Annotated in this window: 29 protein-coding genes; 10 read left to right on the forward strand and 19 right to left on the reverse strand. The window is 47.9% G+C overall.

Going from position 1 to position 23386, the window contains the following annotated elements; genetic code table 11:
- Positions 1–107: 107 nt before the first annotated feature.
- Positions 108–794: a hypothetical protein gene (locus tag E3E29_RS05870; RefSeq protein ID WP_167910063.1), complete on the reverse strand. Its 687-nt coding sequence runs from the start codon at positions 792–794 to the stop codon at positions 108–110.
- Positions 782–1726 carry a helix-turn-helix domain-containing protein gene (locus E3E29_RS05875; RefSeq protein WP_167910064.1) on the reverse strand — a complete coding sequence of 315 codons (945 nt, stop codon included), beginning with the start codon at positions 1724–1726 and terminating at the stop codon, positions 782–784. The genes E3E29_RS05870 and E3E29_RS05875 overlap by 13 nt, the downstream gene beginning before the upstream one ends.
- 315 nt (positions 1727–2041) lie before the next feature.
- Here E3E29_RS05875 and E3E29_RS05880 point away from each other — a divergent pair, with 315 nt between their 5' ends.
- The gene (locus tag E3E29_RS05880) at positions 2042–3100 is read left to right on the forward strand and encodes an ATP-binding protein (RefSeq protein ID WP_167910065.1); all 1059 of its coding nucleotides are present in this window, start codon (positions 2042–2044) and stop codon (positions 3098–3100) included.
- A gap of 244 nt (positions 3101–3344) precedes the next feature.
- Here the strand turns inward: E3E29_RS05880 and E3E29_RS05885 are convergent, their stop codons facing one another.
- Entirely contained in the window at positions 3345–3521 is a 177-nt protein-coding gene (locus E3E29_RS05885) for a hypothetical protein (RefSeq protein ID WP_167910066.1), read from the reverse strand.
- A 107-nt stretch (positions 3522–3628) separates the two neighbouring features.
- On the opposite strand from E3E29_RS05885, the gene E3E29_RS05890 reads away from it, so the two are divergent.
- Together E3E29_RS05890 and E3E29_RS05895 are read left to right on the forward strand one after the other, a co-directional pair.
- Positions 3629–3859, forward strand: coding sequence for a hypothetical protein (locus E3E29_RS05890; protein ID WP_167910286.1), 231 nt, complete (start codon positions 3629–3631; stop codon positions 3857–3859).
- Positions 3846–4262 carry a type II toxin-antitoxin system VapC family toxin gene (locus E3E29_RS05895; protein WP_167910067.1) on the forward strand — a complete coding sequence of 139 codons (417 nt, stop codon included), beginning with the start codon at positions 3846–3848 and terminating at the stop codon, positions 4260–4262. The genes E3E29_RS05890 and E3E29_RS05895 overlap by 14 nt, the downstream gene beginning before the upstream one ends.
- Positions 4263–4470: 208 nt before the next feature.
- Here the strand turns inward: E3E29_RS05895 and E3E29_RS11800 are convergent, their stop codons facing one another.
- The 5 genes from E3E29_RS11800 to E3E29_RS05915 all read right to left on the reverse strand — a co-directional run bounded on the left by E3E29_RS11800 (position 4471) and on the right by E3E29_RS05915 (position 7196).
- Positions 4471–4665 (reverse strand): hypothetical protein, encoded by a 195-nt coding sequence (locus E3E29_RS11800; RefSeq protein WP_240922791.1) that lies wholly within the window; start codon positions 4663–4665, stop codon positions 4471–4473.
- Between the two features lie 54 nt (positions 4666–4719).
- Positions 4720–5259, reverse strand: a complete 540-nt coding sequence (locus E3E29_RS05900; protein ID WP_240922792.1) for a type IV toxin-antitoxin system AbiEi family antitoxin domain-containing protein — start codon at positions 5257–5259, stop codon at positions 4720–4722.
- Positions 5260–5413: 154 nt separating this feature from the next.
- The gene (locus tag E3E29_RS05905) at positions 5414–6271 is read right to left on the reverse strand and encodes a hypothetical protein (protein ID WP_167910068.1); all 858 of its coding nucleotides are present in this window, start codon (positions 6269–6271) and stop codon (positions 5414–5416) included.
- The gene (locus E3E29_RS05910; RefSeq protein ID WP_167910069.1) at positions 6268–6645 is read right to left on the reverse strand and encodes a hypothetical protein; all 378 of its coding nucleotides are present in this window, start codon (positions 6643–6645) and stop codon (positions 6268–6270) included. The genes E3E29_RS05905 and E3E29_RS05910 overlap by 4 nt, the downstream gene beginning before the upstream one ends.
- 50 nt (positions 6646–6695) lie before the next feature.
- A complete protein-coding gene (locus E3E29_RS05915; protein WP_167910070.1) occupies positions 6696–7196 on the reverse strand; it encodes a hypothetical protein in 501 nt (166 codons plus the stop codon).
- Between the two features lie 127 nt (positions 7197–7323).
- Here E3E29_RS05915 and E3E29_RS05920 point away from each other — a divergent pair, with 127 nt between their 5' ends.
- Complete coding sequence (locus E3E29_RS05920) at positions 7324–7866, forward strand: hypothetical protein (protein ID WP_167910071.1); 543 nt, start codon at positions 7324–7326, stop codon at positions 7864–7866.
- Positions 7867–8077: 211 nt separating this feature from the next.
- Here E3E29_RS05920 and E3E29_RS05925 read toward each other — a convergent pair whose 3' ends face one another.
- Genes E3E29_RS05925 through E3E29_RS05960 form a run of 8 tightly spaced genes read right to left on the reverse strand, consistent with a single transcriptional unit; the run spans position 8078 to position 13344 of the window.
- Entirely contained in the window at positions 8078–9421 is a 1344-nt protein-coding gene (locus E3E29_RS05925; protein ID WP_167910072.1) for a nucleotide sugar dehydrogenase, read from the reverse strand.
- On the reverse strand, positions 9418–10368 hold the full coding sequence (locus E3E29_RS05930; RefSeq protein WP_167910073.1) for a UDP-N-acetylglucosamine 3-dehydrogenase: 951 nt from the start codon (positions 10366–10368) through the stop codon (positions 9418–9420). Before E3E29_RS05930 ends, E3E29_RS05925 begins: the two co-directional genes overlap by 4 nt.
- A 4-nt stretch (positions 10369–10372) precedes the next feature.
- Positions 10373–10810: a type II toxin-antitoxin system VapC family toxin gene (locus E3E29_RS05935; RefSeq protein ID WP_167910074.1), complete on the reverse strand. Its 438-nt coding sequence runs from the start codon at positions 10808–10810 to the stop codon at positions 10373–10375.
- Complete coding sequence (locus E3E29_RS05940) at positions 10807–11001, reverse strand: antitoxin family protein (RefSeq protein ID WP_342764681.1); 195 nt, start codon at positions 10999–11001, stop codon at positions 10807–10809. The genes E3E29_RS05935 and E3E29_RS05940 overlap by 4 nt, the downstream gene beginning before the upstream one ends.
- Positions 10994–12100: a DegT/DnrJ/EryC1/StrS aminotransferase family protein gene (locus tag E3E29_RS05945; RefSeq protein ID WP_167910075.1), complete on the reverse strand. Its 1107-nt coding sequence runs from the start codon at positions 12098–12100 to the stop codon at positions 10994–10996. The genes E3E29_RS05940 and E3E29_RS05945 overlap by 8 nt, the downstream gene beginning before the upstream one ends.
- Positions 12100–12438, reverse strand: a complete 339-nt coding sequence (locus E3E29_RS05950; RefSeq protein ID WP_167910076.1) for a PIN domain-containing protein — start codon at positions 12436–12438, stop codon at positions 12100–12102. Before E3E29_RS05950 ends, E3E29_RS05945 begins: the two co-directional genes overlap by 1 nt.
- The gene (locus E3E29_RS05955; RefSeq protein WP_167910077.1) at positions 12402–12683 is read right to left on the reverse strand and encodes a hypothetical protein; all 282 of its coding nucleotides are present in this window, start codon (positions 12681–12683) and stop codon (positions 12402–12404) included. Before E3E29_RS05955 ends, E3E29_RS05950 begins: the two co-directional genes overlap by 37 nt.
- 46 nt (positions 12684–12729) lie before the next feature.
- Complete coding sequence (locus E3E29_RS05960) at positions 12730–13344, reverse strand: acyltransferase (protein WP_167910288.1); 615 nt, start codon at positions 13342–13344, stop codon at positions 12730–12732.
- 58 nt (positions 13345–13402) lie between these two features.
- On the opposite strand from E3E29_RS05960, the gene E3E29_RS05965 reads away from it, so the two are divergent.
- Genes E3E29_RS05965 through E3E29_RS05980 form a run of 4 tightly spaced genes read left to right on the forward strand, consistent with a single transcriptional unit; the run spans position 13403 to position 17790 of the window.
- Positions 13403–14389, forward strand: coding sequence for a glycosyltransferase family 2 protein (locus E3E29_RS05965; RefSeq protein ID WP_206205816.1), 987 nt, complete (start codon positions 13403–13405; stop codon positions 14387–14389).
- 6 nt (positions 14390–14395) lie between these two features.
- Positions 14396–15553 (forward strand): glycosyltransferase family 4 protein, encoded by a 1158-nt coding sequence (locus E3E29_RS05970; protein ID WP_167910079.1) that lies wholly within the window; start codon positions 14396–14398, stop codon positions 15551–15553.
- On the forward strand, positions 15481–16695 hold the full coding sequence (locus E3E29_RS05975; RefSeq protein WP_167910080.1) for a glycosyltransferase family 4 protein: 1215 nt from the start codon (positions 15481–15483) through the stop codon (positions 16693–16695). Before E3E29_RS05970 ends, E3E29_RS05975 begins: the two co-directional genes overlap by 73 nt.
- A gap of 48 nt (positions 16696–16743) precedes the next feature.
- Positions 16744–17790, forward strand: coding sequence for a hypothetical protein (locus tag E3E29_RS05980; protein ID WP_167910081.1), 1047 nt, complete (start codon positions 16744–16746; stop codon positions 17788–17790).
- 48 nt (positions 17791–17838) lie between these two features.
- Here E3E29_RS05980 and E3E29_RS05985 read toward each other — a convergent pair whose 3' ends face one another.
- Both E3E29_RS05985 and E3E29_RS05990 read right to left on the reverse strand, forming a co-directional pair.
- The gene (locus E3E29_RS05985) at positions 17839–19071 is read right to left on the reverse strand and encodes a flippase (RefSeq protein ID WP_167910082.1); all 1233 of its coding nucleotides are present in this window, start codon (positions 19069–19071) and stop codon (positions 17839–17841) included.
- 33 nt (positions 19072–19104) lie between these two features.
- Positions 19105–20100: a sugar phosphate nucleotidyltransferase gene (locus E3E29_RS05990; RefSeq protein ID WP_167910289.1), complete on the reverse strand. Its 996-nt coding sequence runs from the start codon at positions 20098–20100 to the stop codon at positions 19105–19107.
- A gap of 113 nt (positions 20101–20213) precedes the next feature.
- On the opposite strand from E3E29_RS05990, the gene E3E29_RS05995 reads away from it, so the two are divergent.
- On the forward strand, positions 20214–21167 hold the full coding sequence (locus tag E3E29_RS05995; protein WP_167910083.1) for an NAD-dependent epimerase/dehydratase family protein: 954 nt from the start codon (positions 20214–20216) through the stop codon (positions 21165–21167).
- Positions 21168–21326: 159 nt separating this feature from the next.
- Positions 21327–21923 (forward strand): TasA family protein, encoded by a 597-nt coding sequence (locus E3E29_RS06000; protein WP_167910084.1) that lies wholly within the window; start codon positions 21327–21329, stop codon positions 21921–21923.
- A 287-nt stretch (positions 21924–22210) separates the two neighbouring features.
- Here the strand turns inward: E3E29_RS06000 and mfnA are convergent, their stop codons facing one another.
- The gene (mfnA, locus tag E3E29_RS06005) at positions 22211–23371 is read right to left on the reverse strand and encodes a tyrosine decarboxylase MfnA (protein WP_167910085.1); all 1161 of its coding nucleotides are present in this window, start codon (positions 23369–23371) and stop codon (positions 22211–22213) included.
- Between the last annotated feature and the right edge of the window lie 15 nt (positions 23372–23386).

The following is a 23386-nucleotide window of genomic DNA, read 5'->3' on the forward strand; positions in this document are numbered from 1 at the left end:
TTGATAACTTTGGTGTATATTTTTAAGATGCATCCCACTTAAATCTTTGGGTTGGGTGCTTTTCTCTGTCTCCTGAACACTCGGCACATTAACCTCGCTCATGGGGTTCACCCGCTTATTTCTTTTAAATATTCCATGAGGTGGATAAGTCCTCTTACAGTTCCGATCTGTTTTGTTAAAAGATCAGTACGATGTATTATCCTCGGAACTAAGCTCCTAAGTGATTCATCCTTAGAGAGCTGGTTTTCAAGCTCATTAATGATTATCTCATAATCCAGCCCGGTTTCAACAAGTGCAATCAGATCCTCAAGGTCTCTCACCCTTTCCATTGAAGTTACGCTTTTAAACAAGAAGATGTCCTCTTTTGAAACTAGGTGTATCCTGAAAAGCTCGTGTGAGGAAAACTCTCCAGGAACTTCAGCCCTCGAAACCATACTCTCAGACAGGTACAGCTTGTTGAGAACTCTCTTCACAAAAACATCGAGACTAAACCCATGCAAGGGATGCACATACCTAGCACTCATACCCAGATCATAATCCCATTGTGACCTGTACTGCCCCAGGTAAACGGGCAGTTTTGGTAATGGAGTTTCTAAAAGGTTCTGCATAAGAGAGAACTGTTCCCTTCCTAACACTATAATGTCAATGTCCTTCGTCGCACTCTTGAGTCCTCTGAGAGCCAAATTCCCGCCGCCAATTAAGTAAACTCCCACAGGTTCAAGGTTAAGCAGCTTTGCCTTCTCCTCCAGCAGATGAAATTCGGATATTATCTTTTCTCTGGTTACCTCACCCACTTCCCCTCACCGAAGTACATTTTGAAGATTTCCCTCACTTCCTCCATAGGAGGATAGGGGTATCTTTTAACCTCTTTACCCTCAAGATATCCCAGCAGTTCGCTCACGCTAACGTCATATTTTCTACCAAGTCTAAAAAGCTTCTTTTGATTTATTCTACCTTTACACGCTAGTAGCAGGACGATTGAATACAGTATCGTCCTCGGCCCGAAATCAATAAGCAGCGCATGCACAATAACATCTTCCAAGGAAAGTCTCTTTGCTTTTTCAGAATAATAATAGTGATGCCGCCCGGTTCCAATAATATCCACTCCAAAATCGCTGAACCGTTCAAGCCCGGTTAGGTGGAAGTTTCCAACATCTTTTCCCCTGTACTCCCCCATCGACAGAATAAATTCCCCAACTCCACTCCATATCAGGGCAGAATCCTCAGAGAACTCTCTCGCTTTGATGGAGTTTTGTAACTCGTAGAATTCCACGGCAAAGCCGTGGAGCAGTTCATATCTCTCCATCAGGAAGTACCCTCCATCTTTTTTCCCGATAAGCCCATAATCCGAAAGCTTATCAATTGCATAATAGAGGGTACTCCTTGAAAGATTGCCCTTTATACAGAGCTCATGAGCACTTAACGGAGTGTGCTTGAGAACCGCGAGAAGGGCAAGATTCCTTCCGCTCAGAATCTCATCGAGAGGCATGTGGCCAAACCTGGAGGCCAATTTTCTAAAAAGCTCCGCGGGCTTTGCCTCACTCAGCGAGGCTATCTTGTATTTTCCTCTTTTTTCCGTCTTCACCAGGCCTTTTCTTTCAAGAGATGCAACGAGAACAGAGGTTCGGTAAATGGATAAGCCCAATTTGTTAGCTAACTCAGTTATGGTTTTCTCCTCTTTGAGTTTCAAAAGTGCCCTAACTTCAATTTTTGACAGGCCATTCATGTCCAAAAATTAGAAAGTATTATATATAACACTTTTGGTTTTTTGGATAGATTTTGCTGGCTTTGCCCATGAGGTTCACATTTCTTTGTATCTTTTGCATCGTTATTGCTTCATTTTTGCACCATTTGAATCACATATTTTATTCCCCTTTCGCCTTCCAACCTCACCAAAAACCCCATCTTAAAAGGCTCGCTTAAGTCTCTCGTAGTCGTTATATTTTTCTCTTGGAAACCTCGCCCTTTATGCTGGGTGGCCACGGACGATAATGTTTAAATATTAAAGGGTCTCTACCTACTAGTAGGGGGTGGCCCTACAATGCTGTTCAGCAGGGTGAAGAAGTCAAGGGATGAAATGTTCGACCGTGAGTATGAGTTTAACAAAATTATCTCAGCCATAACCGATGGAGTGCCGCTAATAGTGGTTACAGGCATCCGCCGTGTGGGCAAAACGACTCTCGTAAAAGTTCTACTCAATGAAATAGACACGCCTGGTATTTACATAGACGCAAGAAAGCTCTGGAGCATCCATGCAAACATTTCGCCAAAGGTCATAAAGAAGGAGATAGTAAAATCCCTCGATGCAAGGAAAAGCTATGCGCCTGTCATGAGACTTCTGCGGTCGTTGAAGAGCGTGGCGATTGCAGGATCAGGCGTGGAATTCAAAGATGAAAAAACTGACCTCATAGATGTCCTCGACGACATTGAAAACAACGGGGAGAGGACAGTTATAGTCTTCGATGAAGCCCAATACCTCCGCTACTCAAACTATGATTACACCGCTCTATTTGCCTCTTTGAATGACAATTACGAGAACATTACTCTGATTCTCACCGGGTCGGAAATACAGATTCTTGAGGAATTTCTCGGCTTTAACGACAAGCACTCTCCTTTATACAAGAGGGAGCACGAAATAGTGCACCTGGATCGCTTCAGCAGAGATGAGAGTGCAATGTATCTAAAAGAAGGTTTTAAAGAAGTTGACTTGAGCGTGGGGGATAGAGAAATAGAGAATGCCGTTGAAGTGCTCGATGGCATCGTCGGTTGGCTCAGGGAGTACGGGTGGCTACGTTACCGTGGTAGAACGCACAGTGAGGCTATTGATGAAGTGTTCCAGAAAGCGAAGAGCGATATAATAGACGAGCTATCAGGCTATTCACCAAGGTACCTCACCATAATGATGGCGATCTCTGAAGGTTATCATTCATGGTCCGCAATAAAAGCATACGTTGAGAGGTCTGAAGGAAAAAGAATAGACAAGAAAACTTTGTACACTGCCATTCGGAACCTCATCAGGTATGGCTACATCGAAAAACGTGATGATGGACACTACATCATTGATCCCGTCATTGAGCGAGCACTGAGGCATACGCGGTGAACTCCTACGACCTCCTTCCCTCCCTAAAGGGGAGGCTTGCCAAAAGAAAAATGTAATACACACTCCAGCCGCCAACAAGGAGAACCTTCCTTTTAACTCCCCGGCAATTCTGAACATTGCGTTTATTGACTCTCTAATGACTTCATTGTTGTAGCTCCTCAAATCATAAACCTTGAGGGTTATATCATCGGAGAGCTAAACCCCTTCATTCTCCTTTACTTTTTTCTTCTGAAAGCCTCGCCGTTCACGGCGGGGAGGAGGCCAGTTTGAGGGCTTTAATACGTAATGTACCCTTCCTAGTAACTCCAATTTTTTCAAATATCTCTCTTTTAACCAGTTCTTTTAAATCCCTTGTAGCAGTGACCTCTAATACCCTCAAAACAATTCTTGATAATACAATCCTTATTGACAATCCCTCCATCCCGTCTTATGGGGCACGGCTTTTATCCCTCCCTCCTTTAAATCGGCTTTCTGTGTATACAAAACACTTATATATTTGTATTACAAACATGTTCCTAGGTGAATTGCATGGGGAGCGTCGTTAGTATTCGTGTCCCACCGGAGATCAAGCATGAGATGGATGAGTTAAAGGGCGAAGTTAACTGGAGCGCGGAAATCAGGGAGTTTATAAAAAAGAAGATCAAAGAGTACAAGAAGAGGGAAGCCCTTCAGGAAGTTATCTCCTACATCCAAACCCTCCCGGAGGCTCCAAAGGGAACGGCACAAAAGCTCGTGAGGGAGGACCGTGATAGTCATTGACTCTTCGGCCTTCTCAAAGTTTTTAATGAAGGAAAAAGGCTGGGAGAAAGTAATCCCCTACTTAGAGCCAGACTTGGAGCCTTACGCAGTCGACATGCTACTCCTTGAGGCGGCGAACGTGATATGGAAGTATATGAGAAAGTATCAGTTAATAACAAAAGAACAGGCCTTGGGGCTTTACGATGGAATGGTGAAGCTCGTGAGGGAGGAAGTAATAATCCTAGAACCAAGTGAGAAATATTTGAGGGAAGCCTTAGAAATTGCTATGATTCATGACACTCCGATTTACGAGGGCCTGTTCCTAGCGCAGGCTAAGAGTCTGAGGGCCGAATTAATCACGAGCGATGAAAGACAAGGAGAAATAGCGAGAAAAATGGGGCTGGAAGCAGTGTACATAGACTGAGTTTTGAATGATGGCCGTGGGTGATTATCACGGGCTATGCCTCCTTCTGAACTTCCTTTAGGGGTTTTTCTGGCTTCACTCAGATGCTAAAACCCCATTAAAAACTCTTCCACCCTAAAGTTCAGGCTCCCAATGAGCTCCCCTCTCCTCCTTGTCCACGTAGTTTAGGCCCAACCCCGTCCTTGCAGCAACGTATTTCAGCATCCTCTCATCCATAGGCCCACCCCAGAATCCTCTCCTTTCCAAGGTTGTCGATCAGCTTCCACTCCCTAATGCCCCTACCCCTAGAGGGAAGCGTTGGAACCAGCTTTGTCCATGTTTTAACCCTGCTCCGCAGGTAGTCAGTGAGGTCCCCCGGAACATCGACACCTAACCCCTTTACGAGCTCCAGGATATAGCCCATTCTCTGACAGAGGGAATTGCTCGCAAAGCGTTTAAAGTAACCCAAGAACTCGCCCTAGTCTATTTCCTTCGCCTCATACAGTGCTTTCGTTACTTCTGAATAGCCTCCACAGTAGGTCGGTTTGTAAAAGCAGTCAAAGAAGGTTTTGGCCAGGGTGGAAGTGTAAACTCCATTTTTGAGGGTCATCCCCGTTGCTTTCTCGCCCAGGGCGATAGCCTTTATAGTGTACTCCCCAATTTCTCTTTTACCTGACTTTCTTGGCGTTGCCACGAATATCGTGAACGGTTCGTACTCAATAAATCCGTAGAGCCTCAGTGCTGAGGAGAACGCAACGTATCCTGTAAACAGGGCCAGTGCTATCCAATATGGATTTTTTATTAAAGGTTTTCCTGGTTCCTCGTTAACAAGGTACAGGCCCCTCTTAAGTCTGTACAGGTAACCTTTCCTCACAAGACTTAAAAGCACTTTTTTGATCATGTTTTCACTTAACCCAGGAAATAGCTCTTTTATTTCCTGAGCCGATATTATGTCAGTAGCCTTAAGGACACTGATAAGCTCTTGCTCCGTCCGTGAGAGGTAGTAATTTTTCATCATATGGTAACCATTTTGGTCACTAACTTGATAAATTTTTCGGCAACTCCGCGACCCTAATAAAGCTGACTCGCTTAGTTAATAGAAGCAAAGTGGGAAAATTTGAAGAATCAAAAAGCGTCTTTCTTCGATTAAACAAAAAGGAAAAAAGAAAGGCTCACATGGCAACGACAATTTCTTCCCGGGGCACTTTCACTGAACTCCCCCGCCTGAGCTTCTTCTTGGAGATGTGGATGTGCTGTTCAAGGGCTTTGCTCCTCACGATTCTGTACCTCTCATCGCTCGGGAATTTGGCCAGCAGTGCTTTGCGTCCGTTTTCATAGTAATAGATCTCAGTGTAACCCGATCTTTCATGTACGGTGTAGCCGGTATCCTCAGTGCTTAACCTCCTCAGAACTCCGAATTCGTTCTTGTTGGACTCAATAAAGTACAGACCGCCCGCCTCAAAGACTCTCTTGCCCTGCTTGAGGGCTTTGATCACTGCGTTTGGTATCAGGTACTCGTGGGCTTCTCCGATGGATCTAACTCTAGCGGGGACACGCTGGATTATCACGAAGCTCTCGTTTCTGGCCCTAGGTTCATCTAACTTGACTCCCGCCCGAATTAACCAAGCGCCCCGCAGCTTTGTCAGGCCGTAGTTTCCTTCTGGGAGCTCTAACCTCACGTTGTTCATCATTGCATCCCTTGACGAGTAAGTCCTTACCCTGTAGAAGAGCTCCCCTCCTCCGGTGGTTCTGTTGAACTCCACGTTGAGTTCCAGTCCGTGGTAGTTGGCAATAGATTTATAGGACCTAACAGTTGTTATGAGGTGAAGCGTGCCGTTGATGTATGGATCTATTTCGAAGAACCCGTGCTTATCGGCCATTGCGGTTATGAACTCCACCTTCGCATGCTCTGAAATCCGCCCGTAGGCCTTCAGTACCTCCAGGGGCACGGCTCCAGTATGTCCTTTTAGGGTGCACCTCAACCTGCTCAGCTGGTTCCTGATGAAAAATGCCTGCAATTCACCATTCATCGCCAACCCCCCTCCTGCATCAACCCCATTTCCGTGAGTTTTTGAACAAGACAGGAGACCGTGGAAAAGGTTCTAACAGCCACTAAAAGAGACACTGAGTTTGTGTATACCCTGATGTTCTCATCGTGTCCGTCTTCTTCAACGGCGCGGATCAAACTCGCTTCCCCGGTCCTGCCCCTGCGGATGAGCTCCCCATTGATAAACTGAATGATCTCCCTGCGGGCGCATTGGTCCAGTACTGGCTTCAGCTTCCGCCTTGCCAGCGTCTTTTCAAGTTCGTGGCCCTCCTTGGTGGAGACGCTAAGCTCCTTGCTGCGGAGCCGGTACTCGAAGCAGTCGAAATACTCCAAACAATCATTTATCATTGTCTTCACCCCCTAATCAATGGAGAGAATTGGTTAATATTAAATCTAGCTGATATGTGTTAATTAAGGATTAGATCATGTTGAATGAAAGCTAACATCACTAAGGGAGGTTTGTTTAAAAGAAAAAATCGGAGGAATTTCGTTAGAAGAAGAGAGACTAGTCCCACGAGCTCAAACAGCTTCAGCTCCCCATGCCTCTCAAGGATCCTGCCGATCTTAACCTTCAACTCCATCAACTCCTTCAGCTCACGATCCTTCAAGTCATGTCTTGACCTTATTTTCTCCAGTTCGGATTCAAGCTCCCTCACTCTGTTCTCGCATGTTCTCAATTGCTCTCTCAGGTGATTGTTGTCCTGGGACAGTTTTAGGGGGTAGTCGTCGTTGGCCGCTGAGAAGAGGAGGGTTTTCAATGTCTGGTTCATTGGCATTCCATGTTTTTGGGACAGTTCTCTGAGGATTGTGAGTGCTTTTCTGTCTAAGTTGAGCGTTATGAGTTCTGTATCCCGCGTTTTGGGGCGTCCTGGACCCCTTCGTGTGATCTGAACGGTCTTGGCAACCACGCGCAAACCCCCCAGTAATCATCAGGTTATTTCAAAGAATAAATGTAGCTGTTGAGTCGCTCCAATGTGGGGGAGGGACAACATTTAATATTGAGCACTTTTTCATATTTAACTGGGGGGATGTACGTTGATTAACCCCAGGCGTTATCTCGCGTCCCTGCTGTTCCCCGATATCGAGGCCAGCGTTGATGCCCTAAACCACAGGGTCACCGAGCTGTCATCTAGACTTGAGAGGCTGGAAGATAAGATGGCGAGGCAGGATGAAGAGATAAAAACTATCCTGAGTAAAGTTGACAGCAAAGCCGACAGCAAGCTCTGCTATGAGCTCAGTGAAATGGCTAATACTTTTGGGGAAGAGCTACTCGCATTGAAGTCCGAGGTCTCAACTCTGAGGGACAAGGCCAGGTTTGTTGAGTTCCTATCCTCAGGGGATCCGAACAAAGCCAACGTAACATTGGGGGAGCTCGCGTCCCTCGTTGAACATTATATCCGCCGGGGGTTCAACAGGCCCTTTGAGCTCAAGAAAGCAGTGGGGGTTCCGTGGGAGGTTCTCTATGCGGTGCTCACCTACCTGAAGCTTACCAAGAGGGTTATGAGAGTCCAGGATGGCGGTAAGGTAAAATGGATTCCTTTAGAGCAGGAAATACAGCGTTCTGAGCGTGCTCGATGAAAAGATGTGTTCTGGCTAAGAACGTTTGACGGCTGTTTTTCTATTTCTTTTGTTTTTATTTTGATTTAGGGTCTGGGGGTTTATTGAATGCCACGCCCTCTATCCTCCTGCAGAATTGGCCCCTGAAGGATTAAAGAGTGTGAGGTTTGAATATTGAGTGAGAGTATTACAAAAGAATTTTCAAAAGAAATAAAGTGTAAGATGAGAAAACTCAGACTCTTCCAACCCTCATGTAGATGAAACCTGCCTTTTCTGCCTTCTCCGGATCAATAACGTTCCTGCCATCCACTATTATCTTAGTCCTAACTTCTCCAGCTATCTTTCCAAGATCCAGCTCCTTGAACTCCCTGTGGTCAGCGGTTATGACTATCGCATCAACGTCCTTGAAGTCCTCCTTCCACTCGGTGCCAAAGCGCTCCGCGTCCTCCCTGGTGCACAGCGGGTCGTAGGCGTAAACGTTGGCCCCCCACTTCTTGAGCTCTTCAATGATTGGCTTTGCGGCCGCCTTCATGAACTCCCTGACGCCGCCCCTGAATGTTAGTCCCAGTATGAGAACGTTGCTTCCCTTCAGCGGCTTTCCAGCTCCGTTGAGCGCTTTAATGGTAAGCTCAACAACGTGATGAGGCATCGAGTCGTTAATTTCTCTTGCAGTCTTGGTAAGCCTCGGATTCGTCTTTCTGGCGAGGTTAATGACGAACCAGGGGTATACTGGGATGCAATGGCCCCCTACCCCGGCTCCGGGCATGTGGAGGTGGCAGTAGGGTTGTGTGTTCGCCGCCTGGAATACTTCGAGGGCATCAAGGCCGTGCTCCTCACACCACAGGGCGAGCTCGTTCGCGAGACCTATGTTAACGTCCCTATACACACCCTCGAAGACCTTTACCGCCTCGGCGGCCTTGATTGAGCTCATTGGAATGACGCCCTTCCTGTTTATCGTCTCGTAGATGCCCATCACCGCTTCAAGCGTCCTCCCATCGTTTGCCCCAACTATCTTTGGGTACTGGCCGGTGATGTCCCTTATGGCAGTCCCCGTCATCGTCCTCTCCGGAGCGTGGGCAAGGCCGAATTCCCCAAGCTTGAGCCCGCTCTTCTCGAGGATGGAAACTAAGCTCTCAGTAGTTCCCGGCGGCATGGTCGCCTCTGTGATAACGATGTCGCCCTTCTCAAGCCCCTGAGAGATCTTTTCAGCGACATCATAAACCGGGCCGAGCTTCATGTTGCCCCTCTCGTCCGTGAGTGTTGGAACTAGAATGACCATCACATCAGCTTGTTTCGCCGCCCCAACACCGTCGGTTGTGGCCCTCAGTCTCCCGGCTTCAACGTTCTTCCTCACAAGTTCATCCAGGCCCGGCTCTTCCTTTATGTGGTTCTCACCGCGGTTTATCATCTCGACGACTCTCTCGTTTATGTCAACGCCTATGACGTTTGCCCCGTGGTCTGCGAAGACGGCCGCCAGAGGAAGGCCCATCTTTCCCATTCCATAAACTGCTATGGTAAACTCTCCCTTTCTGAAGGCCTCTTTAACTTCCTCCTTGCTCAACCCGATAAGCTTCATTCTCCCACCTCCAGAACTTTTCCGGTTCTCGCGCTCTCCTGGGCCAGGAGGGCGACTTTGAGGGCATGAAGGCCGGCTTCGCCATCTACAATAGGTCTCTTCCCGGTCTCAACGCACTCAATGAAGTGCTCAAGCTCGTTCCTCAGCGGCTCTCTCTTCTGTATCTTCGCCTCCTTTATCCACTCGTGGTTGTAGAGCTTGAGGCTCTGTTCAATGTAGTCGAGGTAGGCTATTCCCCCGGTTCCGACGACGTTGAGGGTTCTGGTCTTGTGGGGGGTCAGCCAGTTCGTCTCCACTATGCCGCTCCCATCCTCAAAGCCGATGGTTATGAGGGCGTGGTCTTCGACGCCGGCCGGGTGGAGGACGTTTCCTGCCCTTGAGTAGACCGTTTTGACCCTCTCCCCGAAGAGGTAGCTTATGACGTCGATGTCGTGGACGCCGAGGTCGATTATTATCCCGACGTCCCTGATCCGGGCCGCCATCGGGCCGACGCGCTTTGCCGTTATCGTCACTATCTTTCCGAGCTCTCCCCGGTCTATGAGCTCTTTGAGCCTGAGGACCGCTGGGTTGAACCTCTCAATGTGCCCCACCGCCAGTGTAACCCCGGCCTCTTCCGCGGCCTTGATTATAGTTTGTCCGTTCTCAATAGTGTCCGCTATTGGTTTCTCAACGAGGACGCTCGTTCCCGCTTTTATGAACTCGAGGGCGACTTCCCTGTGGAGGGAAGTGGGCACGGCTATGCTCACCGCATCGAGTTTCTCCTTAACCAGCTCGCGGTAGTCCGCGTAAGGTGTTGTCCCGTACTTCTTGGCGAGCTCCTTGGCCCTCTCAAAGTTGGCATCCGCTATTCCAACGAGCTCAACCTTCCCCTCTTTGGCCAGTTCGGAGTAAACGCGAACGTGGTGCTGTCCCATCATCCCGACTCCGACTACTCCAACGCGCAGCATCTTCTCAGCCTCCAACGGTTTTAATGGCCTCTTCAATTTCGTCGAGCAGGTAAAAGGCTCGTGTATCAAAACTCTTTGCGGATTCAACTTGCTTTTTATCGTTCGAAATTAAAACAGCATCATTCTTTTTTGCAGTTGCAATGTAGAATGAATCTGCGGCCCTTGCCCCGGTCTCGAAGGCCACAATGAATGCAGTCTCCATGAGATCTTCCGTGGATATCAGTTCAACTCTCCTCATTGTTTCATCCAAAACAATTGACGCCTCGGATTTCTTCATTCTCCTGCTGAGCTGGGAGGCAAGTTCCACCTTGAAAAGGGCTGGTTCCACTATTGAGATACCGTTCCGTTCAATGATCTCAAAAAGCCTTTCAACTTTCTTAGTTCTCTCTGGGTCGAACTCAAAAAATAAATCAATAAAAACGGAGGTGTCAACGACTATCATCGCCTTTCCTCCAGGAATTCCTGCAGGGGGTCTTCCTTTACTTTTTTGCGGTGTTTTCTTGCCATCTCAAGCAGTCCAGAGGGTTTTATGAGGGTAACTTTTCCTAAAGTCCCTTCTTTGACTTTTGTCTTCTTCAGGGGTTTGAAGACCCCGTCCTCGTAGACTACCTCGATTTCCTCCAACTCACTCACCGTTTATCTCTCTGAGTGTTCTGACTATATAATCTATGTCCTCATCGCTCACCGCTGGGTGGACCGGCAGACTGACCACCTCTTCGCTGGCCTCTACTGAGTTCGGGCAGCAGTTTTCCTCGTATCCGAGTTTCTGGAAGAGCGGCTGGTGGTGGAGCGGCAGCGGGTAGTATATTCCAGTTCCTATTCCCTTCTCGCGGAGCTTCTCAACGAGCTCGTCCCTGTTCAGCGGGAACTCGTCGGTTACCCTTATCGTGTACTGGTGGTAGACGTGCTTCACCCTCGGATCAACGTATGGTGGGATTAGGCCATCGATCTTTGAGATTCCCTCGGTGAGCTTTTCCGCGTTCTCCCTTCTCCTCTCGTTCCATTCCTTGAGTTTCCTTAGCTGGACTCTCCCCAATGCACCGGCTATGTTCGTCATCCTGAGGTTGTAGCCGAGCTCCACGTGATAGTACCTCTGCACCTGTCCGTGACTCCTTATGAGCCTCGCCCTCTCGGCCAGTTCGTCGCTGTTGGTTACAACCATTCCGCCCTCTCCGGTCGTCATGTTCTTCGTCGGGTAAAAGCTGAAGGCAGCGATGTCTCCAAACGTTCCAACTTTCTGGCCCTCAAATTCTGCCCCGTGGGCCTGGGCGCAGTCCTCGATGAGGTAGAGGTTGTGGTCTTCCGCTATCTCCTTGAATGCCTTCATATCTGCCGGCTGGCCGTAGAGGTGGACGACTAGGATCGCCTTCGTCTTGTCTGTTATCCTCTTCAGAACGTCGTCCGGGTCAAGGTTGAAGGTTTTCTCGTCTATATCTGCGAAAACCGGCTTCGCCCTCTGGAAGAGAATGGAGCTGGCGGTTGCTATGAAGGTGAATGGCGTGGTAATGACCTCGTCGCCATCCTTTATCCCGAGGGCCTTAAGGGCAACGTCGAGTGCGGCGGTTCCGTTGGCAACGGCTATCCCGTGTTTTGCTCCAAGATAATCGGCGAACTCCCTCTCAAAGGCCTCGACTTCCTTTCCGTGGGCGAGCATTCCACTCTTGAGAACGTTCACAACGGCATCTATTTCTTCATCCCCTATCTGGGGCTTTGCTATGGGCATGTTCCTCATTATAAACCCTCCAGCTGTAGCTTTAAATCCTGATAAACTTCCCGAATGAAAAGAAAACGCTTATCTTGGCTTACGAGGGTGAGCCCCCTGTTTAGCGCCACCGCAGCTACAACCATGTCAACTGCGGGAACGGGCGTTCCTTTCTCCACCATTGCCTGGGATATCTCTGTTGAGAGGAGATAGTCATCGAGCGAGGGGGTGATCACTGTCAGGTCGAGCGTTGTGACTTTGGGGAACTCTATCACGTTGAGTATTGTGGTGTATCCCCTAAGCTTTTCCCCGGATTTTACCGCCTCGATAATCACGTTCGTGTCGTAAAGCTTCTTGTCCTCGTCCATTCCGCTTCCCTCGCTTTTTTGTGGAATCTCTCGTAGGTTTCCAGCGGTGTTTCTGTTACCTTCTTTTCGAAGTCCTTCCCCAGCATCTTAAGGATGTCCTTTGCCGGGAGTTCGAGGTTGCCCTTCTCCAGTCTTTCGAGGTACCCCACTATGGCCTTTCTAGCCACCTCGCTCCATCTTATCTCGCTGTGCTCCTTCATCTTTTTGTAAACATCCGGAGGCACTGAGAGCGTTATGTTCGGCATGGAACCACCAGAGGTATTATGTGATTTCACATATTTAAGTGTTCCTTTAGAGATTCTTCTCCCTAAGGTAGCGCTCGTAGTCTTCCTTCTTTATCTTGACTTCTCTCCCGCAGTGGGAGCACTTGAAGATAATTCCCTCTTCGTCCTCTCCGATCTTCTCCTTTAGGGGTCTTCCGCAATAGCAGACGAAGCCCCTCAGGCGGGCAGGGTTTCCATAGACCAAGCCAAAGGGTGGAACGTCCTTGGTGACAACTGAACCGGCTCCCACCATTGCGTACTCCCCTATCGTGGTTCCGCAGACGATTGTGGCGTGGGCCCCTATACTTGCCCCCTTCTTGACGAGGGTCGGAACAACCTCCCAGTCCTGGTTGAATGCCCTTGGGTACATGTCGTTCGTGAACGTCATGTGCGGGCCGAGAAAAACGTCGTCCTCGACTTTAACGCCGTGATAGACGCTCACTCCGTTCTGGATTTTCACGTTGTTTCCGATTTCAACGTCGGCATCAACGTAAACGTCCTTCCCTATGTTGCAGTTCTTGCCTATCTTGGAGCCTTTCCTTATGTGGGCAAAGTGCCAGATTCTGGTTCCTTCTCCTATCTCTGCCCCCTCCTCCACAACGGCGAGGGGATGGGCGAAATATTTTTTAGCCTCCTCGGACATTGGAAACACCAGGGTTAAAAACTCCTGGAGTAATATAAGCCTTGCCCCGGTGGAACTCATGGTTGAAAACGAAAAGGCGCCATTCGTTTCAGTTATAATCCCTGCGTACAATGAGGAGCGCTATATCAGAAAATGCCTCACGGAATGGGTCAATCAGGACTATCCAAAGGAGAGATATGAAATCCTGGTTTACGATGGCATGAGCACGGATAGAACACCGGAGATAGTTAAGGAGTTTGAGATGAAATACCCTGGCCTTGTGTCCTACAGGAAAAACCCGAAGAAAAACCAGGTCTACGCCTTTAACATGGGCATCAAAGATTCGAGAGGAGAGTTCTTCATCATCTTTGGAGCACATGCCTATCCTGAGAGGGATTTTTTAAGGAAGAGCGTGGAGACGTTTCTTGAGATCAAAGAGAAGGAACCGAAGCTCGCTGGAGTAGGTGGGAAGATCATCAAGCTCTTTGAGAACCGCCTGGCAAAGTTCGTTGCCCTCGTGTACTCCTCACCTCTAAGCGGGGCGAGCACCTTCTGGTATGAGGAGAGGCCTCATTTTGCCAGAACCGTTGCCTTTGCCCTCTACGATAAGGCTATAACCCAAGAGATTGGAGGTTTTGATGAGGACATGCTCACAGGCAATGACTTCGAGTTCAACCTCAGGATAAATAAAAATGGTTATAGGCTGTTCTTCAACCCGGAGATCAAAAGCTACTATTACGCCCGCTCCAGCTGGAGGGGATTTTTGAAGCAGACGTTTAATTATGGCGCGGTTAAAGGTGTTGCCATACGTAAGGGGTACTTCTCCCCTCTCTGGCTGTTCCCACTTGGTTTCCTTGGGTTTGAGGTTCTTTTGCCGGTAATTCCACAGTTCCTCTGGTTATTTGCCCTCTACTGGCTGGCGCTCTTTGGTGAGGGACTTAGATTAGCTTATAAAACAAAAAACAGCGATGGAGTCTTTCTCCCTCCGGTTATGTTCCTGTTCCACAACCTTATAAGCTTGGGATTTATAGCCGGTTTGTTGTTCCATAAGAGGGCTTTCAGGTGAGAGATAATGAGAATTGTAATGACAGTGAGCAACCCATTTAACCCGGATCCCAGGGTTTACAAGGAAGCCAAAAGTCTAGTCAAAGCGGGTCATGAGGTGTACGTTATAGCCTGGGACAGGGAGGGCAAGTATCCGAAAAGGGAAACTATTGAGGGGGTACATGTTCTTCGTCTTGGTCCTAGATCTGGATATGGATATAGGATGATTTTTGGCCTTCCACTGTTTTATTTGAATGCTCTGAGGGCTGTTTTACACTTGAAACCGGACGTTATTCACACCCATGATTTTGACACTGCCGTTTTGGGGTTTCTCCTGAAGCTCATCAAGAGGACAAAGTGGGTCTATGATATCCATGATCTTTACTTTACATTCTTCTCTATGGAAACAGATAAAGAAATGTTCTTAGGAAAAATCGTTGAGACTTTGGATTTGCTCTTTGCAAAAAACTCTACTCACGTAATAGTAGCTACCCAGTCAATTGGAGGAAAACACGAGGGTCTTAGGGAGTATTATATCATTAATAGTGTCCTTCCAGATAGCATAACTACCATTTGGAACACTCCCGAAATAGTGACCTTTTCAAATTATCTAGATCTCGGCCTTAAATGGTCCAATAAGCTAACTATCGGATTTATAGGATCAATACGTACCATATCGAACTTTATTCCCCTGTTTGAGGCTCTTTCTAAGGAACCAAATAGATACAGGATTCTTTTTGTTGGTGGGGGAAAGAACGTGAGTAAACTGCAGGAGCTCGTGAAAACTCGTTATGCAGAGCTTGATATTGAATTTGTTGGGAATGTTGAGTATAGATTAACTCCCAATTACTACAAACTGTGTGACGTGGTATTTGCTTGGTACCCTCCAAGGGAAAATGTAAAGCGGGCTATTGCGGTTAAAGTATTTGAGGCCTGCTCTCTTGGCGTTCCTGTCATTGTAAACGGCGATACACTTATGGAGGACTTCGTTAGGGAGTATAGATGTGGTATCCCGTTAAAAGAATTGCAAATAGATAAGATAATAAATACGCTCAACGATATTCCAAAATTGAAAAAATCCCTTAAGTCTTTTAAGGTAATGATCAGGGATAAATGGAACTGGGAAAGAGAAGCGGAGAAATTGAGGAGGGTTTACGTGTGGGTAACAGGAAATACTTGGAGATGAGTCTTTTAATAATCACTAACTCCTACCCAGACCCAGAAGGTAAAAGCTACGGTGGGAGCTTCGTTAAGGGGCAGGTTGACGAGCTTAGGAGGTATTTTAATGAGATCTATGTAATCTCCCCTCACCCCTTGGGAACAAGCAGATTTTTGAGGGATTACTCATATGACAACGTTCACGTTTATTATCCCCGTTTCTTCCATCTCCCAATTGGGTTTTTTAGGAAGAGGTTGGGGGATAACTTTTACCGGGCTGCCTTAAGGATTATAAACAGAAAAGGACTTGAGTTTGATCTCATTCATGCTCACTTCACTTGGCCGAGTGGGTACGCTGGGGCACTTTTAAAGGAGAAATTTGGTGTGCCATTGATAGTAACTGCCCATGGGTTTGATGTCTATGACCTCCCCTTCAGGGGGGAAGTTTACCTGAGGAAAGTCCTTAAGGCCCTGGAGAGTGCCGATCAAATTATTACCGTAAGCCGTTCAAACTTCCTCGTTTTGACCGAGAGGCTTGGAATTCCCGCTGAAAAAATCTCGTTAATCCCAAACGGCTTTAATGGGAGGAAATTCAGACCGATGGACAAGATTGAATGTAGAAGATCCCTTGGTCTCCCCCTGGAAAAAAAGATCGTTCTAACTGTTGGCAATCTAGTTCCTGTGAAGGGACACGAGTATCTTTTAGAGGCGGTTAAGATGGTTCTCGAACGAGAGCCTAACACTTTCTTTGTTATTGTTGGGGATGGGCCGCTCCGGAAGAAGGTTGAAGAGCTTGCAAAGAAACTTGGAATTTCTGAGAACGTTTACTTCGCTGGGAGTAGACCTCATGAAGAAATACCGCTGTGGATGAATGCCGCCGACCTCTTTGTCTTGCCGAGTTTGAGGGAAAGTTTTGGGGTGGTTGTTCTTGAGGCCCTTGCTGTTGGTACTCCCGTTGTTGCAACGATTAATGGTGGAAGTGAGGAGATAATAACATCTGAGAATTACGGATTCCTGTGTCCACCGAAAGATCCAGAGTGTCTTGCGGAGAAAGTTTTAATAGCTCTTGAAAAAGAGTGGGATAAAGGGAAAATAAGAGAGTATGCCAGACAGTTTATGTGGAATAATATTGTAAAGCAAATTGTGAAGGTTTATACCTCGATGGTGTGAGGAGCTATGAGTCGTAAAAACGTAGTTCTTGTCCCTTCCGGTGGTAATATGAGTTTGGCAACAGCCCAAACAATGGGGGATATAGTTAAATTCTCTTCTGAGCTTGGTTTTTCTCCGATTTACCTGCCACCTCGGCGTACTGTTCTCTCTCCTGTTTCTTATTACTGGAAGATGCTCTCAGCCCTTAAATCTGAGTTTATTCTTATTCCGTACCCTGCGGTTGGTAATCCTGTCAAAACAACAAAACTCAGGACACTGGATGTTAAAACCCTTAAACTTCTATCCAAAAGTTCATCTTTGATTGTTTACGTTTATGATCTTCCATTCGAGCAGGTAATATCCACAAAAAGCTCTAACTGGGCTTCGTTGATAGACAGTGAAATGTTCTACTTGGAGGAAACCCTCTTTGATGCTGCCGATAAGATTCTCGTGTTCAACTGGACAATGGCAGAGTCTCTTCAGAAGAGATACAATATTCCTAAAGAAAAATTTGTGTACTATGAAATACTTGATCTCGGTGCAGATTTCATTCCGCCTGCTGTAAAAGATCCAAGTCGTAAACCGAAAAGAATCATCTACACGGGTAATCTTAGTCAGGATAGGTTACGGGGTCTCGAATGGTACTTAACAAAGATACCCCCTACATTAGAGTTTTGGTTCGTTGGCCCCAATGGGAACTGGATACAAACTTTTTTAAAAGAGCCTTCAGTTCGTTATCTTGGTGTTTTTAAAAGCAGTTATGAATTTTATTCTGCACTCTCAACAGGTGATTTCGGGTTGGTTTGGTATACTCTGGAATTATCGGAGTATTTCAAATTAAGCAGCTCCTCCAAATTTTCCAGTTATCTAGTTGCAGGGTTGCCTGTTTTAGTTGATAGCCATGCGATTTACGTATCCGAGCTTGTCAGGAAATATGAAGTGGGAATTACCGACAAAAACCTGGAGAAATTACTTTTCAAGGCGAAGAATGTTTCAGATGGGGACTATCTCAAGTTGAGGGAAAATGCTCTCTCCCTTGGAATGAGGATTAGGGATGGATATTTCTTTAAGAGGGCGCTGAGAATTGCTATGGGAGAAGAGAAGGATGTTCCCTAAGCCTGTGATGTTTTAGGCTATAACTAATAGATGGCTCCTCCTTGAAAATCATCTGCTACGTTGAATTTTAATTCCCCCCAAGCTCCACGCTACTCCCTGGCTCACTACAGTTGCCACCGCCGCCCCGCTTGCTCCATAGTTTGGTATTAGGAAGTAGTTCAGCAGGACGTTTAGCAATGCAGTGAACCCCGTTATCTTTGTGAAAGTCAGTTCCCTCCCCGTTGCATTCAAAAAGCTCCCGAAGAGGGAGTTTAAAAACATGAAAGGAACTGCGAAGGCCAGAATCCTGAGCACCGGAACACTCGGAAGGAACTTTTCCCCGAACACGATAATGATCCCCCACTTTGCAAAGATGTAATAGCCTGCAGTTCCGGAGACACCTAAACCAACTAGGACCTGAAAACTCTTCTTCAGCAGGATTCCCAGTGTTTTTCTGTCTTCCTTCCAGAGCCTTGCCATTGAGGGCATTGTGGTTGAAACGACGATGTTCGGGACGAACAGGGCCACCTCAATCAGGGTATAAGCTGCCCTGTATATCCCAGTTTCGTAATCCCCCCTCATTAAACTCAGCATCACCATATCGGTGCGGTAGTAGATAAGGGTGAAGAGACCAATGAGCCAGAAGGGGTAGGACTTTCTCAGGAGGGGGAGCCACACATTTGGTTTAAAACGCATCTCAATCTTTCTTATAAACTTAGAACCCCACTTTATCCTTAGAAGCTCTCTTATACTGTATCCAATGAGAAGCGTGATTATAAAAGGTGAGAGAGATTTATAAACGTAAAGAACGGTTCCTCCTACAAAAAACGCCCATGTTCTCTCTATCACCCTTGCTAGAGCCTCATATTTTGTCACTTCATGGGCGTACATGATGTTTATGAACACGTATGCCATCCATCCCAGCATTGCCTCTGCTCCGGCAAGGATTATCAAGAGCTTCATCCACTCGGGTTTCGGAAGGGGAACCGTCAGAATCACGATTATCGCAAAGTTCAAGAAGGCAAGAACGATTTTAAAACCAAGTACATCTGGGAGGAGCTCTTCTAATCTGTGTTTATCCCTGGCAACCTCACGCATGAAGTAATAGCCTACTCCCAAATCCGAAAAAATGCCCAAAAGCCCAACATAGTAGAAGATGAACGAGTACTGGCCAAGCCCTGTTGGCCCCAGCGTACGGCTTAGAATAACAATGATTCCATAGGCTAAAAGCTTCGAAATGACCTCGGCACCGAACAGCCAGCCCGCGTTTTTTATCAGCTTCAGTTTTAGACTCTCTGCCATGGCAGCTTCCAATGGAAGGAAGAATTAAAAAACTTAGTCCCCCCTCTGTATCTTTGCGTGCCCCCCAACCAGGCTCTTCTTCAGCTCGAGGTTTCTTATCTCGCACTTCTCATCGATTATGGAACGCCATATCGTTGCGTTCTTGAGCACAGTCCCCTTAAAGACTATTGAGTCGCTCACATCGGAGTTTTCTATGACGCAGTCCTCCCCGATGTACGCGTAAGGCCCGATTATTGAGCGGCCGAGTATTTTCGTTCCCCTCTTTATGACCACCGGCGGGATTATCTTGGAGTACGGGCTTATCTGAATCTCCTCAATGTAGCTTTCCTTGAGCAGGGTTTTAAGTGCCTCCAGGTAACTGTCGGCCGAGCCAATATCGTACCAGAACTCTGAAAAGCGGTAAGCCCTTATCTCGACTCCCCTCTTCAGGAGCCAGCCTAGGAAATACCCTGGCGCGTCCCGGTGGCCGTTTGAGAGATACTCGTCAATGAGTGCTATCACATCTTTCGGAAGGGCGTAGACGCCGGTGCTTATCAGAGTGGACTTTGGAACCGCTGGCTTCTCCTCGAAGTCGATAACCTTATCCCCTTCAAGAAGGACGACACCGTACCTCTTGGCGAGCTCAGGGTCGCCGACATCGTAGACCGCTATCAGTGGCTTCCCCTCATACCTCTGAAGGAAGTCTTGGAGCGAGAACGAGAAGAGGTTGTCGCCGGCGATTATCAGGTAATCATCCAAGCCAATCTCATCGATTATCTTCTTAAGCGCGCCTATGGTTCCAAGCTTCTCCTCCTCGTGGAGCGTATCCTCAACTATGAGTTTGACACCCCACTTTTCGGCGAACGACCTGAACCTGCTCTCAAAGAACCGGTTGGTGGATATGTAGGTCTCAAGGCCGGTTTCCATAACCTTCTCCATTATGTGGTCTAGTATGGTTTTGTCCCCCACCGGCAGGAGGGCCTTGGGGACGTCCTTCGTGATCGGCCAGAGTCTCGTGGCGTAGCCACCCGCCATTATGACAGCCTTCATTGTTCTCACCTAAATGCCAGCATTATGTCTTGTTTTAAATCCTCACGATGCTCTCTAAAATGCGCTGAAAACTTATTTAAGTTCTTCCCTTTACCTTATCGGGGTGACATAAAATGAAAGTTCTAGTTACAGGCGGCGCCGGCTTCATTGGCTCCCACTTGGTGGACATGCTGATGGAGAGCGGCTACGAAGTTAGAGTCTTGGACAACCTGAGCGCTGGAAGCATTGACAACATAAGGCACTGGATGAGGAACGAGCACTTTGAATTCATTAAAGGGGACATGCGTGATAGGGAAACTGTGAAACAGGCCCTTGAAGGAGTTGATGTTGTCTTTCACCTTGCGGCCAACCCGGAGGTTAGAATAAGTGCTCAGAGTCCGGAGAAGCTCTATGAAAGCAACGTCACGATAACCTACAACCTTCTGGAGGCCATGAGGAATTCCGACGTTGAATACCTCGTCTTCACGAGTTCTTCAACTGTTTACGGAGAGGCAACTGCTATCCCCACTCCCGAGACCTATGGTCCGCTTAAGCCAATAAGCGTCTACGGTGGGGCAAAGCTCGCTGCTGAAGCCATAATAAGCGGCTACGCACATATATTTGGCTTTAGGGCTCTGAGTTTCCGCCTGGCAAACATCATCGGGAAGCGCTCAAACCACGGTGTCATATACGACTTCATAAACAAACTGCGGAAGAACCCTGACGAGCTTGAAATCCTTGGGGATGGTACCCAAAGAAAGAGCTACCTCCACGTAAGCGATACTGTTGAGGGAATGCTCCACATCTTCGATCACTTCAGGAAAAGCGGCGAGACCTACGACGTCTACAACCTTGGCAACGACGACTGGGTAACTGTGAAGGAGATAGCGGAGATAGTGAGCGAGGAGATGAACCTCAATCCGGAGTTCCGCTTCACCGGGGGAGTGGACGGCGGAAGGGGCTGGAAGGGCGACGTGAAGTTTATGCTCCTTGACATAACCAAAGCCAAATCTACGGGCTGGGGGCCGAAAATGAAGGGCTACGAGGCAGTGAGAAGAACCGTCAGGGAGCTGCTGGGAACAGAATGACCTTGTATTTTTGTCTCTCCTCAGTTTTCTTCCTTATTGAAACAATCGCTGTTTTGGAGTAGAACGTATTACGCCCCCCATTTTATACAACTAAAAAACCGAAAACTTTATATACAACTTCATTGTCCATTCTAGTGAAAACTATCTATGGTGGTATGGATGAAACGTGTATTGGTTGTTGGATTGATGGCCGTGCTGGTCTTTTTGGCCGGCGTTAGGTTTGGGGTTTCCTATTTCAGCGACGTGGCGAAGTCAGAGAACAACTCGCTGTCCACTGGTCAGTTTGACATTGGGATAAGCAGGGATGGGGGCAGATACTACGACGACTACAAGATCTTTGAGTTTGGAGACCTCCTTCCGGGGGAAGAAAGGACAGCTCACTTCTACGTCAAGAACCGCGGTGATTATCCAGTCTCGGTGGTTTCAATGGTTCTGAACGTGAGCGACCTGGAAGACGGCTCCCTTTCCAAGGCAGAAGCCCTCGTTGACGACACACCGGACGTTGGAGAGCTCAGCAAGTACTTGATTATCAAAGACATCAACGTTACCTTCAACGGCACTACCATTAGCCTCGGGGAGTACAGGGGAAAATCCCTTAAGGAACTCAACAACACTCAAATCCTCCTCTTCAGCGGGAAGCTCCCAAGGAATGAAGCCATCGAGGTAACGATGACTACTAAGCTCTCCCCCGACGCCGGAAACGACTGCCAGACGGATACATCAAAGGTATCCATGCTCATCACAGCCTCCCAGTGAGCGGAAGCCACTTAAACCCCCTCTCCAATTTTTCCCTGCGATGATGAGTGATGGGCGAACCGACCGGTGAGGAAGGAAAGGTGATCCCTGAGCAAACTCTTTTAAGTCCCATCCTCTACTTTTTCTGGGATGATGAGTTCAGCCTTGTCCGAGCTGTGACGAGGGAGTGACGGTCTGACCGCATTGTAACTCTTGCTGTTTATATTAAGCCTTACAGGCGGTTAAGAAGAGGATTGAAGAAACGCCCCAAGTGGGGAGGACCTTTGTCCACGTGGATATAAAGGGCGTTACTGAGTGAGAGTTCCCATGATCTCTTTTAAATCTTCCAAAAACTCCTCTAGATGCTCCCTTTTGACGTGCGGCATGACGACGATTCTAATGTAACCGCGGTGGGCGCTTATTCCCCATCCTCTCTCTTTAAGCTCTCCTTCAAGCTCCTCAAGCTTCTCTGACCCGAAGGAGACGATGTTCAGAACCGGCTCCCTGATGAGGTAAACCCCGGAAATCTTCTTCAGCTCGGAAGCGAACCACCTCGCAAGCTCCATCTTCTCTCTCACGATTTTTTTGTACCCCTCAAAGCCGAGATGCTTTATCATTGCCCACACGGCCAAAGCGTTTGCTCCCGGTCTTGTCCCCGTTATCGTTGCCTGCCAGATCTTTCCACCGGCTAGATAAGGGGCAAGGATGCTTATGCTCTCCAAAAACTTCTTCTCGCGGAAGATTATTCCTCCGGCTGGAATCGGCACCATCCCCATCTTGTGGGGGTCTATCGTTATGCTCTTCACCCCCTTAAGCCGGAAGTCGAAGTCGGGGAGGGCATAGCCGAGGGCCTTGGCGAAGGGTATCACAAAGCCCCCGAAGGCAGCATCGACGTGAAGTGGAAGGCCGTAATTGAGGGCAAGGTCACTCAGGGCAGGGATGTCGTCGACAACACCCAGCCCGGTGGTTCCCGCTATTCCGACGATGCCAATTGTGTTGTCGGTTATCTTATTCTCCACGTCCTTCACGTTAACGGTGTAGTCACCATTAAGCTCCGCCCAGACGAGTTTTACTCCAAGCATTTCAGCGGCCTTGATAAATGAGAAGTGGGCGCTCTCAGGGAGAATCAGCTCGGGCTTTTCTACTTCGGCGAGGTTCCTCATAGCTCTAACGGCCAGGATGTTGGCCTCGGTTCCGCCGGAGACGATGTGGCCGTAGCCCTTCTCCAGTCCAAGGAGGTTGGCCAGCATGTTGACGGCCTCTCTCTCGATCTTCTGGCTCCCGACGTGAAGTCCCGGATCGCCGAGGTTCCTGTCGATGTACCTCGTAATGACTCTAATCGCAAAGGGGTGCGGGTAAGTGCACATAGAGCCGAGGATCTTCCCAGAGTCAAACGTCAGGTCGTCCGCCGTTTTTTTATCAAGCTCCCTGAGAACATCCTCTTCGATCGCTCCTTTCAATGGGAACATTTTCTCACCGTCCGA

The sequence above is a fragment of the Thermococcus sp. Bubb.Bath genome (assembly GCF_012027595.1).
Classification (GTDB): Archaea; Methanobacteriota_B; Thermococci; order Thermococcales; family Thermococcaceae; genus Thermococcus.

Bases quoted from the DNA above. Each gene is read 5' to 3' on its own strand.
- E3E29_RS05875 (WP_167910064.1), bottom strand. From the start codon at position 1,726: ATGAATGGCCTGTCAAAAATTGAAGTTAGGGCACTTTTGAAACTCAAA.
- E3E29_RS05880 (WP_167910065.1), top strand. From the start codon at position 2,042: ATGCTGTTCAGCAGGGTGAAGAAGTCAAGGGATGAAATGTTCGACCGT.
- E3E29_RS05885 (WP_167910066.1), bottom strand. From the start codon at position 3,521: ATGGAGGGATTGTCAATAAGGATTGTATTATCAAGAATTGTTTTGAGG.
- E3E29_RS05890 (WP_167910286.1), top strand. From the start codon at position 3,629: ATGGGGAGCGTCGTTAGTATTCGTGTCCCACCGGAGATCAAGCATGAG.
- E3E29_RS11800 (WP_240922791.1), bottom strand. From the start codon at position 4,665: ATGGGCTATATCCTGGAGCTCGTAAAGGGGTTAGGTGTCGATGTTCCG.
- E3E29_RS05900 (WP_240922792.1), bottom strand. From the start codon at position 5,259: ATGATGAAAAATTACTACCTCTCACGGACGGAGCAAGAGCTTATCAGT.
- E3E29_RS05905 (WP_167910068.1), bottom strand. From the start codon at position 6,271: ATGAATGGTGAATTGCAGGCATTTTTCATCAGGAACCAGCTGAGCAGG.
- E3E29_RS05925 (WP_167910072.1), bottom strand. From the start codon at position 9,421: ATGAAGCTTATCGGGTTGAGCAAGGAGGAAGTTAAAGAGGCCTTCAGA.
- E3E29_RS05930 (WP_167910073.1), bottom strand. From the start codon at position 10,368: ATGCTGCGCGTTGGAGTAGTCGGAGTCGGGATGATGGGACAGCACCAC.
- E3E29_RS05935 (WP_167910074.1), bottom strand. From the start codon at position 10,810: ATGATAGTCGTTGACACCTCCGTTTTTATTGATTTATTTTTTGAGTTC.
- E3E29_RS05945 (WP_167910075.1), bottom strand. From the start codon at position 12,100: ATGAGGAACATGCCCATAGCAAAGCCCCAGATAGGGGATGAAGAAATA.
- E3E29_RS05950 (WP_167910076.1), bottom strand. From the start codon at position 12,438: ATGGACGAGGACAAGAAGCTTTACGACACGAACGTGATTATCGAGGCG.
- E3E29_RS05955 (WP_167910077.1), bottom strand. From the start codon at position 12,683: ATGCCGAACATAACGCTCTCAGTGCCTCCGGATGTTTACAAAAAGATG.
- E3E29_RS05960 (WP_167910288.1), bottom strand. From the start codon at position 13,344: ATGTCCGAGGAGGCTAAAAAATATTTCGCCCATCCCCTCGCCGTTGTG.
- E3E29_RS05965 (WP_206205816.1), top strand. From the start codon at position 13,403: ATGGTTGAAAACGAAAAGGCGCCATTCGTTTCAGTTATAATCCCTGCG.
- E3E29_RS05970 (WP_167910079.1), top strand. From the start codon at position 14,396: ATGAGAATTGTAATGACAGTGAGCAACCCATTTAACCCGGATCCCAGG.
- E3E29_RS05975 (WP_167910080.1), top strand. From the start codon at position 15,481: ATGGAACTGGGAAAGAGAAGCGGAGAAATTGAGGAGGGTTTACGTGTG.
- E3E29_RS05980 (WP_167910081.1), top strand. From the start codon at position 16,744: ATGAGTTTGGCAACAGCCCAAACAATGGGGGATATAGTTAAATTCTCT.
- E3E29_RS05985 (WP_167910082.1), bottom strand. From the start codon at position 19,071: ATGGCAGAGAGTCTAAAACTGAAGCTGATAAAAAACGCGGGCTGGCTG.
- E3E29_RS05990 (WP_167910289.1), bottom strand. From the start codon at position 20,100: ATGAAGGCTGTCATAATGGCGGGTGGCTACGCCACGAGACTCTGGCCG.
- E3E29_RS05995 (WP_167910083.1), top strand. From the start codon at position 20,214: ATGAAAGTTCTAGTTACAGGCGGCGCCGGCTTCATTGGCTCCCACTTG.
- E3E29_RS06000 (WP_167910084.1), top strand. From the start codon at position 21,327: ATGAAACGTGTATTGGTTGTTGGATTGATGGCCGTGCTGGTCTTTTTG.
- mfnA (WP_167910085.1), bottom strand. From the start codon at position 23,371: ATGTTCCCATTGAAAGGAGCGATCGAAGAGGATGTTCTCAGGGAGCTT.